This is a genomic window from Rhizobacter sp. (genome assembly GCF_035702065.1).
In the GTDB taxonomy this organism is placed as follows: domain Bacteria; phylum Pseudomonadota; class Gammaproteobacteria; order Burkholderiales; family Burkholderiaceae_C; genus Rhizobacter.
In genome coordinates this window covers 1-12,561 of sequence record NZ_DASSRA010000212.1, presented here as the reverse complement: position 1 = coordinate 12,561, position 12,561 = coordinate 1, and the positions used below count along the sequence as shown (strand labels likewise).

Here is a 12,561-nt window from a genome sequence, read left to right as displayed (position 1 = left end):
CCAAACCGTGCCACGCGAAACGCGCGACAAGGAGCCGCGGGCCACCAAGCCCCAGTTCATCGGCGCAGGGCCCGACGGCATCGAGCGGCTGTACGCCCAGTCCTGGCTCACGCACTACGGCCTGCGCGCCGGTGCGGGGGTGCCCATGACCACGGTGGTCGCCAAGAGCGAGATGGGCCTGCGGCGCAGCCTCTTCACCACCGCGTGCGTGGCCCTGCTGGCGCTGGCGGTGGCGGTGTGGGCCGCACGGCGGCTGGCCGCACCGCTGCACAGCCTGGGTAAAACCGCACGTGCCCTGGGCGCGGCCGATCCGGGTGCGCGTGCCGACGAGCGGCTGCCCGGCGAGTTCCGCCCACTGGCCATCGAGTTCAACCGCATGATCGACGCGCGCAACGCGGTGGAGTCGTCGCGCCGCGCCCAGGCCGCGGCCGAAGCGGCCAACCATGCCAAGGGCCAGTTCCTCGCGCACATGAGCCACGAGATCCGCACGCCGATGAACGCCATCCTCGGCCTGACCGACCTCACGCTGCGCAGCAGCCTCACCGACGAGCAGCGGCGCTACCTCGGCCAGGTGCAGATGGCAGCCACCTCGCTGCTGGGGATCATCAACGACATCCTCGACTTCTCGAAGATCGAGGCCGGCAAGCTCGAACTCGAGGCGCGCGACTTCACCCTCGCCCCGGTGCTGGAGCGGGTGCGCAGCGTGGTCAGCCTGAAGGCGCAGGACAAGGGCCTTGCCCTCGTGTGGCAGGTGGAGCCCGACGTGCCGCCGGTGCTGGTGGGCGATGCACTGCGGCTGGAGCAGGCGCTTATCAACCTGTGCAGCAACGCCGTCAAGTTCACCGACCACGGCGAGGTGGTGCTGCGGGTGCAAAAGCTGGCGTCGCTGCCCGACGGGCGCAACATGCTGCACTTCAGCGTGCGCGACACCGGACCAGGCCTTTCGCCCGAACAGGTGGCGGCACTCTTCACGCCCTTCACGCAGGGCGACCCCTCCACCACGCGCCAGTACGGCGGCACCGGCCTGGGCCTGGCGATCACGCGCCAACTGATCGAGATGATGGGCGGCAGCATCGGTGTGCACAGCACGCCCGAGCACGGCAGCGAGTTCTACTTCAAGCTGCCGCTGGCCACCGGCCGGCACGAGTCCGTGGAGCCGCACGTTCCGGTGCACGGCCACGCCGCGGATGACGCCGTGGGCCAGGGCAGCAGCTGGGCCGTCAACGGCGTGCCGGCCGCGCTCAAGGGCGCGCGCATCCTGCTGGCCGAAGACAACGAACTCAACCGCATCGTCGCCACCGACCTGCTCACCCACGTGGCCGGCGCGCACATCAGCATCGCGCGCAACGGCGAGGAGGCCGTGGCCGCCGCCAGCGAAGCGCCCTTCGACCTCGTGCTGATGGACGTACAGATGCCGGTGATGGACGGCTACCAGGCCACGCTGGCCATCCGCCAGGTGCCGGGCCTGCGCGATCTGCCCATCATCGCGATGACGGCGCACGCGATGCAGCGTGACCGGGATCAATGCCTGGCGGTGGGCATGAACGGCTACGTCACCAAGCCCTTCGAACCGGCCGAGCTGTTCACGGTGCTTGGCAAGTGGGCAGCGGTGGGGCGCCGGCTGCGCACCGGCGAGACACCCTGACCCGAATCAGAAGCTGACCGCCAGCCCCAGCGACCAGCCCTCGACGCTGGAGCCTCGCAGATAACGCACCACGGCACGGGCGCGGGTCACGAACTGCTCGTAGGCGGTGAGGTCGACCTCCATCCCCACGCCAAGCGAGGTCAGCGCGTTGAACCCGGTGTCACCGGCCTGGCCGCCGAGGAAGTTGGAATGCGTCAGTTCAAGCACGCTGCGCAGCGGCCGGTCGAGCACCACGTAGCCCGTGGGTGTGCGCAGGCGGCCCCAGATGTTGAGCGACTTGGCCGTGACGGTGGTGTTCATCTCCTCGTTGTCGCTGTGCGTGCTCAGACGCAGCTGGCTGTAGCGAATCTCGAGGTCGGTGTCGCGCTCGGGGCGGGCGCGCTCGAAGTCGAGCATCAGCGAAGCCCCGCCGCCGCGGGCTTCCATGCTGCCGCCATCGAGAAAGCTCAGCTCGGATTTGGAGTTGCGCTCGATGTACCAGGCCCCCACCGACAGGTCGCTCGCCACGCGGCCGGCGCTGTACATCAGGATGGGGCGAAGCACGAGATCGCGGGCCAGCGGGAAGTCCCAGCCCACCCCCACCGTGAGGGTGACGCTGTTCCAGCGCGTGGGCACCTCGCGCTGCTCGGTGCCGCTGCTCACCAGAAAGCGCGGGTCGAAGCGCGTGTAGGCGGCATTGCCCTCCAGGTAGACCGGCGCGTCGCGGCTCACGGTGAAGCCGCCGCCCAACTGCGTCATCAGCAGTGAGGGGTTGCCGGTGCTGGTGTTGCTCATCGAGAGCGAGCTGGTCGTCACGTCCGGCACGATGGTGTAGGACATGAGCGACAGCACGGCGGTGGCCTGGTCCCTGATGTTGGAGCCCAGCACCCGCGGCGGATCCGTTGCCTGCGCCCAGGCAGGGGCCGAAGCGGCCGCCAGGCCGAGTGCCACCACCGGCCCAAGCCACACAGCCCGCAAGACGCTGAATGAATGGATCCTTCCAGGATGCTTGAACACAGGGGCTCCAACGGCGCTGCGGTGCAACGCGGCTGGGCGAAATCCTACAGCGAGTTGTCGCGTTGCCGACAGGGCGCTACCCTGCTTTGCCCCTCCTTGACGCCCCACCCGCTCCACGCGTACAACCTGTCCGGCCCGGGGCTGCCACGCGCCGCCGCCCCTGCCTCGACCCAAGGAGCACCTCATGAGACACCTCCTCGCCACCGCATTCAGCCGGGCCCGCAGCTGGCTGATGCCGACGCTGGCCGCGCTGCTGACGCTGGGCGCCTTGGGCAGCGCGCACGCGCAGGACAGCGGCAGCTTCACCGAGGCCGAACTCGACCAGATGCTCGCGCCGATCGCGCTCTACCCCGACTCGCTGCTGTCGCAGGTGCTGATGGCGTCCACCTACCCCTCCGAGGTGAAAGAGGCGGCCGCCTGGTCCAAGGCCCACCCCGACACCAAGGGCGACGCCGCCATCGAGCAGGTGAAAGACAAGGAGTGGGAGCCCGCGGTGCAGTCGCTGGTCGCCTTTCCGCAGGTGCTGGCCATGATGGACAAGCAGCCCGACCAGGTGCAAAAGCTCGGCGACGCCTTCCTGGCCGACCCGGCCCGGCTGATGGACCGCGTGCAGTTTCTGCGCAAGAAGGCGCAGGACGCCGGCAACCTCAAGAGCAACGAACAGCAGAAGGTCTCGACCACCACCGAGAACGACAAGCAGGTGATCATCGTCGAGCCCGCGAAACCGGAGTCGGTGTACGTGCCGGTCTACCAGCCGTCGGTGGTCTACGGCACGTGGTGGTACCCCAGCTACCCGCCGTACTACTGGCCGCCCCCTCCCTATTACTACCCGGCGGGTGGCTTCGTCGCGGGCGTGGTCTGGGGCGCGGCCGTTGTCGGCATCGCCAACGGGCTCTGGGGTGGCTGCAACTGGGGGGGCGGCGATGTGAACATCAACGTCAACAAGTTCAACAACGTCAACAACTCCAAGAACCGCATCAACAACTCGACCGACAACAAGTTCAAGCACAACAGCGCTGGGCGCCGCGACGTGCCCTACCGCGACAGCAAGAGCCGCGAGCAGTTCGGCAACAAGTCGCCCGCCGGTGCGAAGGACCGCGAGGCCTACCGCGGCAAGGATGGCCGCGATGCCCAGCGCGCCGAGGCGTCCAACGCGCTGAAGGACCGGGGCGCCGACCCGGCGGCCGGGCGCGAGCGCCTGCAAGGTGCCGACCGCGATGCGGCCAACCAGGCAGCGCGCAACACCGACCGCTCGGCAGCCGGTGCGGGCTCACGTGATGCCGGGCGTTCTCCCGGCGCCTCGCAAGGCGGTGGTGGCTTCTCTTCTTCCGGTGGCTCGCGCGACAGCGCCTTCTCCGGTGCCCGCGACAGCGGTGCATCGCGGGCCAATGCCAGCCGGGGCCAGGCCAGCCGCTCGTCGATGCCGTCCGGTGCCCGAGCCGGCGGTGGCGGGGCGCGTGGCGGTGGTGGGCGTCGATAACCGGGAGCGCACAACATGAAAAACATACTCTTCATCCCCTGTGCTGCACTGGCTGTGGCCGGTGCACTCTCGCTCCCGGCCAAGGTGCAGGCGCAAGCCAAGTTCGCCAGCCCGGAAGCCGCGGCCGATGCCCTCATCGAGGCCATGACCACCAACAACAACAGCGCCAAGGCACGCGTGTTGGGCAAGGAGTGGAAGCAGCTGATTCCGCCCGAAGGCGTCGACCCGGCCGACCGCCAGGCCTTCCTCGACAAGGCGAAAGAACGCCGCGCCGTGACCCTGGCCGACGCACGAGGCGAACTGGTCGTGGGCAACGACCCGTGGGCCTTCCCCGTGCCCTTGAAGCGCAGCGCCGACGGCCAGTGGCAATTCGACACGCGCGCCGGTCGCGAAGCCATTCTCGACCGGCGCATCGGTGCCAACGAACGCGCCGCCATGCAGGCCGTGCTGGCCTATGTGGATGCACAGCGCGAGTACGCCACGGCCGACCGCAATGGCGACGGTGTGTACGAGTACGCACGCAAGCTCATCAGCACCAAGGGCAAGCGCGACGGCCTGATCTGGAGCCCATCGCTCGGCGACGAGAGCCCGCTCGGCGAAGGCTACGTCGCCTCCAAGCCCGGCCAGGGCTACCACGGCTACCACTTCAAGATCCTCGAAGGCCAGGGGCCGAGGGCCAAGGGGGGCGCGCGCAGCTACCTGATCGGCAACCGCCTGATGAGCGGCTTCGCCGTCATCGCGTGGCCCGTGATCTACGGCCAGACGGGTGTGACGAGCTTCATCGTCAACCAGGAGGGCGTGGTCTACGAGCGCGACCTGGGGCCGAACACGGCCTCCATCGCGAAGAACACCAAGCTTTTCGATCCCGGTGAACCCTGGCGCAAGGTGGCCCCGTAGCCTGGGGCCGGCGCCTTACTGCAGGATCTCGATCATCGCCACCGTGCCGGGGTGCTGGCTGTCGCCGGCGGTGTAGATGATCGAGGCGCTGTTGTCGGGTGAGCAGAACACCCCGGCGCCGCCAAGGCTGCCCTGCACCAGCGCCACCTGGATGCTCTGGCTGGCCGACAGGGTGCCGCGCGAGAGGTAGTTGCGGCGGTTGCCGTCGGAGATGCGCGTGGCGTAGCCATCGGAGCCGATGATCTCACCACCCTTGATGCAGAACGATCCGAGCATGCCCAGGGCCAGCGATACCTGCGCCTTGGACACGAAGACGCCCGGGCCGTCGCGCCGATAGACCCGGTCTCCGATGCGCAACCACAGCTTGCCGTCGTACCACTGCAGGCTGGACACGCTCACGCTCGTGCCACCGGGCAGCGCCTCCCGCGTCATGGTCGAGCCCGAATAGACGCGCAGCTCGCTGGCCCCGCCGCCGCTGAGCGCCGCCGTGGCGACGAACAGCTCAGGGCTGTCCGGCCGCCCCAGCACGCCCTGGATGCCGTAGTAGGCCTGGATCGTGTTGGTGGTCGACGAGGGGCCGATGGGGTTGGTGAACATGTTCGACACCGCACCCGAGCCGGTGTAGCTGACGTCGTCGTGGTACACGAAGTTGTAGTCGCTGTTGCCCGACCCGCCCAGGCCCCAGGGGCCGGTGAACGTGCCCTGCCGCGGACCGGGTTCGATGGTGCGGATGTAGCGGTCGTTCGTCCACAGGTAGGTCGCCGGCCCGCCGGTGTTGGCGTTGTACTGGCCAACGCGCGAAGAGGCGGCGTAGTAGAAGCTGAAGACGCGGTCGGCCTCGCTGTAGCGGTTGGTCGGCACCACGGTGTACGGCCAGACGGTGCCGAGGTCCATGCTGGACCAGTCGCCCGACGCGGGGTTGCCGTGCAGCTTGTGGACACGCATGCCACCCTGGCTGTTTTCGTCGGTGACGTAGAGCCCGCGGTTCGTGGCCGCCACGATCTGCACGTTGGAAACGCTGGCGCTGTAGTTCGGCACGGTGCCGTAGGTCACCCGGGCCACTTCGCCGCTGCCACCGCTGCCGCCGCTGTCACCCCACTGCGGCTCGTCTTCATCTTCGCCAGCACCGCCACAGGCCGCCACGGCCAGGGCCATGGCCGTCATCACCAGGGCGCGAGGCGCCCGTCCAAGGATCGAATGCATGGTGTTCCCTCCGAGAATCGTCGTTGCGGCGATTCTCGAAAGGCAGCATCCAATGACCCATCGGCCATTCGGAGGAAGTGGCGCAACGCGGCGTGAACTTGTGCACGCCAGGCCTGAGGCGGCCCGGGCTGCGACGCCTCAGGCGCCGAAGCGCAGGTCCGCGGCCGCCTGCAGCGTCACGCGCGGCCCATAGCTGCCGAGCTGGGACAGCGTGGCGTTGTGGTGGGCCGAGATCTGTGCTGCGGTGATCACGCCGTTGTCCATCGTCGAATGGCCATCGGCGACCAGCGTGACGGGGTAGCCCTGCGCCAGCGCGCCGCGCACGGTCGAGTCCACGCAGAACTCGCTCTGCAAGCCGCAGACGACAAGCCGGTCGATGCCGCGCGACTGCAGCACGGCCTGCAGCGGCGTGCGGTGGAACGAGTCGGTCGCCGTCTTGCGGATGCGCGGGTCCGCCGGCTGCACGGCGAGCCGCTCGTCGAGCTGCCAGCCTGCAGCATCGAACTGCAGCGGCCCCTCGGCTTCTTCATGCTGGATCAGGACCACGGGCACCCCTGCGGACCGCGCCTGGGCGATCACGCCGTTGAGGCGCTCGATGAGCTTGTCAGCGTCGAACATGGCCCACTCGCCGGCACACAAGGCCCGCTGCATGTCGATGACGAGCAAGGCGGCTGTCATGATGCACCGCCACCCTTGCGTTGCTGCGCCGCAGCCAGCATGGCCGCCATGCGCTCGTGGATGAGCTGGATCGCCTTGAGCGGGCGGATCATCACCTTGAAGTCGACGATGCGGCCCTCGTCGTTCCAGCGGATCATGTCCACTCCGTTGACCGTGATGCCGTCCATCTCGGTCTCGAACTCCAGCACGGCATCGTTCGGGCCGCGCACTTCGCGCACGTAGCGGAAGCTCGGGTTGAAGAACACATGGAACGCGGCCGACAAGTAGCCCTTGGCGAGGGCCTTGCCACGCTGCGGGGTGTGCACCACGGGCGAGTGGAATACCGCGTCGTCCGCCAGGAGCGCGTCCAGGCCGGAAGGGTCTTGCGACTGCACCAAGTGGTGCCAGGTCTCGATGGGGTGTTGTGCGCTACTCATCGGGCCAGCTTACCTCACGGCATGCAGACTGCCGGGCCATCCCCCTGCACGGCCACACCCCTAACCTGTCACCTCCGGCCTCCCACGATGTAGGGACGCGGCGGTACGCGCCGGTGCCTAAGCTCGATCACCAAGGAGGCGCTTCACCATGACGTTGTCGAACGAACTGATTCCCCACCTTGCGGGCCTGGAGCTGAACTCCCTGCGCACCTCCGGCGTGCTGGGCGATGAATACGAGAAGCTGCGCATCGCCAGGCGCGGCACCGCGGTGCACGACCCGAGCGGGCCCGTCCTCTTTCATCGCCTGCCGCTGGCGCGCGGGCGCGAAGGCGCGGGCTACGTCGACATCGCCGTCGAAGAGGCCATGGGCGAGCCGCTGCTGGCCACCGGCGTGGGCGGCCCGTGGGACGAGAAGGCCATCCTCGAAGCCGGCATGGCGGCCGCGCGCAAAGGACGGCGCGGGCTCAAGTACGACACGGTGCGCTTCGTCGCCTACAGCTTCCCCAAGATCGCGCTGCAGTTCCTGTTGAAAGACACCGAGGTGCTGATGCTGGAGCTGTTCTCCTGGGCCGTGGTGCCACCGGCCAAGAAGCGCGACCGCAAGCCGCTGGAGCCCGAGAACTTCGAGCGTTTCAGCCTGCTCGATGAGCTGCCTGCGGCCGAGAAGCGGCGCCGCGTGACGGCCTACCGCAAGCGCGTGGGCGCATGGGACGCGCCGAAGTTCCGCCGCCTCGACGTGAGCGTGGTCAGCGTGGCCAAGCTGCGCGACCTCATCGCCATCAAGCTCGTCGACCAGCGCGAGCTGCACTACTCCACGCGCGACACCGACCACGTGCCCTGCTACGAACTGCGTGGCCAGCAAACCAACGTGTGGTGCGTGGGCGCGAGCACCGAGATGCTGCTCAACTTCTACCGCTACACCTACGACCAGGTGCGCCTCGCGCAGGAGCTCGGCCTGGGGACGCTGGCCAACCCCAACGGCTTGCCCTACGCGCGCGTGGGCGACGTGGTCACCGTGATCGAGAGCCTCACGTCGAACGCGCTCGACGCGACCATGTTCACCAACCCCGGCTTCAACATCTTTCGCGACGAGATCCGTGCCAACCGGCCGCTGATCAGCTTCGTGCCCGGCCACTCGCGCACGGTGGCGGGCTACACGCGCTCGGTGCTGGCACTGCCGCTGGGCTTTCGCGGGCTGCTGGTCTATGACCCGTGGCCGCCGAACGCCGGGGTCATCACCCGTTGGGAGAACTTCGCTACGCAAACCTACCAGTACGCGTACTCCGCAGTGCTGCGACACGTGTGACGCCCGAAGAACTGGCCCGCGAAGCACGCGCCGTCGAGCAGGACGCGCGGCGCGCGCTCGACGGCAGCCAGCTCATGCTGCCGCGCGAGGCCAGGGTGGGCACGCCCGTGCCGGTGCGCGCGCTCGCCGGCCGGCTGGAAAGCTGGTTCGTTCCGGTGCTGGCCGGCGACTGGCTGGTGGCCTACCTGCGCTTCTCGCCGCTGCGCATGCTGCGGGCGAGTTCCAGCTTCATGCGACACACGGGAGACATGAGCGAGTGCCCGCTGGCTGCCGACTGGCTGGACGTGGAGCTGATCCGCGAGCGTGCCGAAGACTGCGCCCACTTCGACGAGACCGCCGGCGAGCCCATGCTGTCCTTCGACGGCGCGCCCGACCGGCTGGCCTGGGCGGTGCCGCTGCAGCGCGCCGGCGTGACCGGTCGCTGGCTGTTCGTGGCGGGCGAGGCCGTGTGGCCGGCCCTGCCCTGATCCGCCCGGGTCCGCCGCGTCCGGACAGCGTGGCCGCTTGGCAAGCGATACTGTCCCGGCTACTCCAAGACCTCGCCATGCTCCCAAGAATCCTCCCGGCTCTGGTAAGTGCGGCCCTCCTCGTGGGCTGCGCGTACCCGAAGACCATCCGTGTCTACGACGAAGAATGCGGCATCACCGCCAAGAAGATGGTGCTCGACGTTTCAGGCGCCGGCACCTTGGGCCCATGCATCAACTACGACTGCATAGCTCAGCTCGTGACGCAAGCGGCATTCCTCGGCGCCTCTACCGTTGTATCGGGGAGCATCGTCGTTGCGGGCAATGTGGTGTACTGGCTGGAGAAGCAGAAGGACTGCAAGCCGAGGCAGATCCTTCCTGCGCCAGCTTCACCCACGACCTAGGTCACGCGCGGCGGATCACTTCCGATTGAACGCACCCGGTTGATCTCGTCTTCGACCTCGCGCAGGCGGTCCTTGCCGAAGAAGATCTCGTCGCCGACGAAGAAGGTCGGCGAACCGAATGCGCCGCGCTCGTGCGCGGCCTGGGTGTTGGCAAGCAACTGCGCCTTGACTTCGGGCGACTGCGACGCCGCCGCCAGCGCCATGGCGTCGAGGCCGGCCGAGCGCAGCACCGACTGGATCTCGGCGTCGTCGGCCATGTCGCGCTGCTGCTCCCACATGGCCGCATAGACGGCCTCCACGTAGGGCGCGAAGCAGCCGAGCCGCTGTGCGGCACAGGCGCCGCGCATGATCTTCAAGGTGTTGACCGGGAAGTGCGGGTTCATGTGGAAGCGGTCGAGGCCGTGCTTCACGATGAAGCGCTGCATCTCCAGCTGCTCGTAGGCCCGCTTGTTGGGGATCTCGGCCGTGGTCTCGGCCGGCGAGCGGTTGTTGGCCAGCTTGAAGAGGCCGCCCAGCAACACCGGCACGTACTCGAATGCCACGCCGGTGCGCGCCTCGATGGCGGGGAGCACCTTGTGCGCGAGGTACGCATTCGGGCTGCCGAAGTCGAACTGGAATTGCACGATCACGCGGGCCTCCTGGTCATTCGCTCGTGGGGTTGTCGGGTTGGGAATCGAAGGCCAGCAGATGCTGGCGCACGGCACGCAGCAGCGCGTCTGAACGCTTGCCATCGCCGAGCACGCGCGACAGCGCGAGCGCGCCCACCATGGCGCTGACGGCGACCAGCGCCTGCTCGTCGTCTTCATGGCCCAGCGCCTGCGAAGCGGTGGCCACGAAGTCTTCGACATGGTTCGCCATCACCTGACGCACGTCGTCACCGGCGCGGCTTGCCTCCGAGGCCAGCGTGGGGATGGCGCAGCCGGTGCGCGGTGTGTCGCGGTGGCTGCGGCTCAGGTAGGCGCGCACCATGGCGGAGTAGCTGCGGCCCTTGGCCGCTTCGCCGCTGCTGCGCGCCTGCAGCTCGCTGTCGGCCAGCGCGCACTCCAGCGCCTCGGCCAGCAGCTCGGAGCGCGAGGCGAAGTGACCATAGAAGCCGCCGTGGGTGAGGTCCACGCTGCGCATCAGCTTGTTGACGCTCAGCGACTCCAGCCCTTGCTCCCGGATCTGCTGTGCCGCCTGTTTGAGGATGCGTTCGCGGCTGCCCGCCTTGTCTGCCTGTGAGTGGCCCATCGTGAGTCATTCCCCTTGCGCTTGACGCGATTCATTCTACACACGATCATGATTCTGCATGATGATCATCATCATGCAGACTGGAAACCTCTTTGAAAGAACCGAGCCATGAGTGAAAAGAAAGCCATCCTCGTCATCGGCGCGGGCGACGCCACAGGCGGCGCGATCGCCAGGCGCTTCGCGCGCGAGGGCTACGTCGCCTGCGTAACGCGACGCAGCGCCGACAAGCTGCAGCCGCTGGTCGACGAGATCCGCGCAGCCGGTGGCGAGGCGCACGGCTTCGGCAGCGATGCGCGCAAAGAGGAAGAGATGGTCGCGCTCTTCGAGCAGATCGAGCGCGACATCGCTCCCCTCGAGGTGGCGGTGTTCAACATCGGGGCCAACGTACGCTTCGGCATCACCGAGACCACGGCGCGCGTCTATCACAAGGTGTGGGAGATGGCCTGCTTCAGCGGCTTTCTCATGGGCCGCGAGGCGGCCCGGGTGATGCTGCCGCGCGGCCGCGGCACGATCATCTTCACCGGCGCCACCGCCAGCCTGCGCGGGCGCGAGGGCTTTGCCGCCTTTGCCGGGGCCAAGCACGCGTTGCGCGCGCTGGCGCAGAGCATGGCGCGTGAGCTGTGGCCCAAGGGCATCCACGTCGCCCACCCGGTGATCGACGGCGCGATCGACACCGAGTTCATCCGCAGCAACTTCCCCGAGCGCTACGCCACCAAGGAACAGGGTGGCATCCTCAACCCGGACCACATTGCCGACACCTACTGGCAGATCCACCAGCAGCCGCGTGACGCGTGGACGCACGAGACGGAGCTACGCCCCTGGATGGAGGCGTGGTGATCACCGCCGCTGCGACAACGACAGCGCCACGAAGTCGACGAATTCCTTGACGCGCGCCGTGTGCTGGTGGCGCGGCGGGTAGACGGCGTAGATGTCGGCATCTGGCGTGAAGAACTGCGGCAGCACCTGCACCAGGCGGCCGTTGCGCAGGTAGCGCTCGATGTCCCATTCGGCGCGCATCAGGATGCCGTGGCCGTCGAGCGCCCACAGCACGGCGATCTCGCCGTCGTTGGTGGTGAGGCTGCCGCGCGTCTTCACGGCTTCGCTCTTCTCCTTCTTGCCCTTGCCGCTGGACAGGCGCCACACACCATAGGCCTCTTCGCCCTGGCGGATGCCGATGCAGTTGTGGCGCGTCAGCTCGTGCGGCTGCTTGGGCGTGCCGTGGCGCGCCAGGTAGGCCGGTGCGGCGCACAGCAGTCGTCGGTTGGGGGCGATGTGCCGCGCGATCACGCGTGAATCGGGCGGTGCGCCGAAGCGGATGCAGACGTCGAACGAGTCGTCGGTGAGTGGCGGCGGGTTGACCGAAAGCTGCAGCTGCACTTCCACCTGCGGGTAGGTGCGCGCGAAGCGCGAGACCACCGGCGCCACGTGGCTGCGGCCGAAGCCGAGCGTGGCGTTCACGCGCAGCAGGCCCTTGGGCGTGCCGCGCGAGCTGCCCAGCGTCTGCTCCATGTCATCGATCTCGCCCAGGATGCGGCGCGCATGGCCGAGGTACAGCTCGCCCTCGGGCGTGAGGCTCATGCGGCGCGTGCTGCGGTTGACCAGCGAGACGCCGAGCCGCCCCTCCATCAGCGCCAGGTGTTTGCTGACCGCCGGCGTGGTGATGCCCAGCTCGCGCGCGGCGGCGCTGAGGCTGCCCGCCCCGGCCAGCGCCGAGAAGAAGCCCAGGTCGGCCGGTTGAATGCTCTTGCTCATGCGCAGGCCCTCGGTTTGACTGTTAACCCAAAGTCAACGATGGATTGACTTTAGCCCCGCCCGGCGCGGGTGTCTGCTTCTTAGAGTCCG

The 12,561-nt window shown here is 68.3% G+C and carries 14 protein-coding genes; 7 read left to right on the top strand and 7 right to left on the bottom strand.

What is annotated here, in order from left to right:
* Nucleotides 1–1,645: hybrid sensor histidine kinase/response regulator (locus tag VFL64_RS09935; RefSeq protein WP_489540216.1), on the top strand; the 1,645-nt coding region annotated here is incomplete at its 5' end.
* A gap of 6 nt (nucleotides 1,646–1,651) precedes the next feature.
* Here the strand turns inward: VFL64_RS09935 and VFL64_RS09930 are convergent.
* A complete protein-coding gene (locus tag VFL64_RS09930) occupies nucleotides 1,652–2,512 on the bottom strand; it encodes a hypothetical protein (RefSeq protein WP_489540215.1) in 861 nt (286 codons plus the stop codon).
* Nucleotides 2,513–2,825: 313 nt separating this feature from the next.
* Here VFL64_RS09930 and VFL64_RS09925 point away from each other — a divergent pair, with 313 nt between their 5' ends.
* Together VFL64_RS09925 and VFL64_RS09920 are read left to right on the top strand one after the other, a co-directional pair.
* Entirely contained in the window at nucleotides 2,826–4,121 is a 1,296-nt protein-coding gene (locus tag VFL64_RS09925) for a DUF3300 domain-containing protein (protein ID WP_489540214.1), read from the top strand.
* Nucleotides 4,122–4,136: 15 nt separating this feature from the next.
* Nucleotides 4,137–5,018, top strand: coding sequence for a DUF2950 domain-containing protein (locus VFL64_RS09920; protein WP_489540213.1), 882 nt, complete (start codon nucleotides 4,137–4,139; stop codon nucleotides 5,016–5,018).
* A gap of 15 nt (nucleotides 5,019–5,033) precedes the next feature.
* Here VFL64_RS09920 and VFL64_RS09915 read toward each other — a convergent pair whose 3' ends face one another.
* The 3 genes from VFL64_RS09915 to VFL64_RS09905 all read right to left on the bottom strand — a co-directional run bounded on the left by VFL64_RS09915 (nucleotide 5,034) and on the right by VFL64_RS09905 (nucleotide 7,315).
* Nucleotides 5,034–6,221: a hypothetical protein gene (locus tag VFL64_RS09915; protein ID WP_489540212.1), complete on the bottom strand. Its 1,188-nt coding sequence runs from the start codon at nucleotides 6,219–6,221 to the stop codon at nucleotides 5,034–5,036.
* A gap of 138 nt (nucleotides 6,222–6,359) precedes the next feature.
* Nucleotides 6,360–6,899 carry a cysteine hydrolase family protein gene (locus tag VFL64_RS09910; protein ID WP_489540211.1) on the bottom strand — a complete coding sequence of 180 codons (540 nt, stop codon included), beginning with the start codon at nucleotides 6,897–6,899 and terminating at the stop codon, nucleotides 6,360–6,362.
* Nucleotides 6,896–7,315 carry a nuclear transport factor 2 family protein gene (locus tag VFL64_RS09905; protein ID WP_489540210.1) on the bottom strand — a complete coding sequence of 140 codons (420 nt, stop codon included), beginning with the start codon at nucleotides 7,313–7,315 and terminating at the stop codon, nucleotides 6,896–6,898. Before VFL64_RS09905 ends, VFL64_RS09910 begins: the two co-directional genes overlap by 4 nt.
* Before the next feature lie 148 nt (nucleotides 7,316–7,463).
* Between VFL64_RS09905 and VFL64_RS09900 the strand changes: the two genes are divergently transcribed.
* The 3 genes from VFL64_RS09900 (at nucleotide 7,464) to VFL64_RS09890 (ending at nucleotide 9,489) form a co-directional block, all read left to right on the top strand.
* On the top strand, nucleotides 7,464–8,621 hold the full coding sequence (locus VFL64_RS09900) for a C39 family peptidase (protein ID WP_489540209.1): 1,158 nt from the start codon (nucleotides 7,464–7,466) through the stop codon (nucleotides 8,619–8,621).
* A complete protein-coding gene (locus VFL64_RS09895) occupies nucleotides 8,618–9,088 on the top strand; it encodes a hypothetical protein (protein ID WP_489540208.1) in 471 nt (156 codons plus the stop codon). Before VFL64_RS09900 ends, VFL64_RS09895 begins: the two co-directional genes overlap by 4 nt.
* Before the next feature lie 77 nt (nucleotides 9,089–9,165).
* Nucleotides 9,166–9,489, top strand: a complete 324-nt coding sequence (locus VFL64_RS09890; protein WP_489540207.1) for a hypothetical protein — start codon at nucleotides 9,166–9,168, stop codon at nucleotides 9,487–9,489.
* Here the strand turns inward: VFL64_RS09890 and VFL64_RS09885 are convergent.
* On the bottom strand, nucleotides 9,486–10,118 hold the full coding sequence (locus VFL64_RS09885) for a 2-hydroxychromene-2-carboxylate isomerase (RefSeq protein WP_489540206.1): 633 nt from the start codon (nucleotides 10,116–10,118) through the stop codon (nucleotides 9,486–9,488). The two genes, VFL64_RS09890 and VFL64_RS09885, sit on opposite strands and share 4 nt — an antisense overlap.
* Before the next feature lie 13 nt (nucleotides 10,119–10,131).
* A complete protein-coding gene (locus VFL64_RS09880) occupies nucleotides 10,132–10,719 on the bottom strand; it encodes a TetR/AcrR family transcriptional regulator (protein ID WP_489540205.1) in 588 nt (195 codons plus the stop codon).
* 108 nt (nucleotides 10,720–10,827) lie between these two features.
* Here VFL64_RS09880 and VFL64_RS09875 point away from each other — a divergent pair, with 108 nt between their 5' ends.
* Nucleotides 10,828–11,556, top strand: coding sequence for an SDR family oxidoreductase (locus tag VFL64_RS09875; protein WP_489540204.1), 729 nt, complete (start codon nucleotides 10,828–10,830; stop codon nucleotides 11,554–11,556).
* Here VFL64_RS09875 and VFL64_RS09870 read toward each other — a convergent pair whose 3' ends face one another.
* Nucleotides 11,557–12,471 (bottom strand): LysR substrate-binding domain-containing protein, encoded by a 915-nt coding sequence (locus VFL64_RS09870; RefSeq protein ID WP_489540203.1) that lies wholly within the window; start codon nucleotides 12,469–12,471, stop codon nucleotides 11,557–11,559.
* Nucleotides 12,472–12,561 lie beyond the last annotated feature (90 nt).

Excerpts from the sequence above, each read along its gene's own strand:
- VFL64_RS09925 (WP_489540214.1), top strand. The coding sequence starts at position 2,826 with ATGAGACACCTCCTCGCCACCGCATTCAGCCGGGCCCGCAGCTGGCTG.
- VFL64_RS09920 (WP_489540213.1), top strand. The coding sequence starts at position 4,137 with ATGAAAAACATACTCTTCATCCCCTGTGCTGCACTGGCTGTGGCCGGT.
- VFL64_RS09915 (WP_489540212.1), bottom strand. The coding sequence starts at position 6,221 with ATGCATTCGATCCTTGGACGGGCGCCTCGCGCCCTGGTGATGACGGCC.
- VFL64_RS09910 (WP_489540211.1), bottom strand. The coding sequence starts at position 6,899 with ATGACAGCCGCCTTGCTCGTCATCGACATGCAGCGGGCCTTGTGTGCC.
- VFL64_RS09905 (WP_489540210.1), bottom strand. The coding sequence starts at position 7,315 with ATGAGTAGCGCACAACACCCCATCGAGACCTGGCACCACTTGGTGCAG.
- VFL64_RS09900 (WP_489540209.1), top strand. The coding sequence starts at position 7,464 with ATGACGTTGTCGAACGAACTGATTCCCCACCTTGCGGGCCTGGAGCTG.
- VFL64_RS09890 (WP_489540207.1), top strand. The coding sequence starts at position 9,166 with ATGCTCCCAAGAATCCTCCCGGCTCTGGTAAGTGCGGCCCTCCTCGTG.
- VFL64_RS09880 (WP_489540205.1), bottom strand. The coding sequence starts at position 10,719 with ATGGGCCACTCACAGGCAGACAAGGCGGGCAGCCGCGAACGCATCCTC.
- VFL64_RS09875 (WP_489540204.1), top strand. The coding sequence starts at position 10,828 with ATGAGTGAAAAGAAAGCCATCCTCGTCATCGGCGCGGGCGACGCCACA.
- VFL64_RS09870 (WP_489540203.1), bottom strand. The coding sequence starts at position 12,471 with ATGAGCAAGAGCATTCAACCGGCCGACCTGGGCTTCTTCTCGGCGCTG.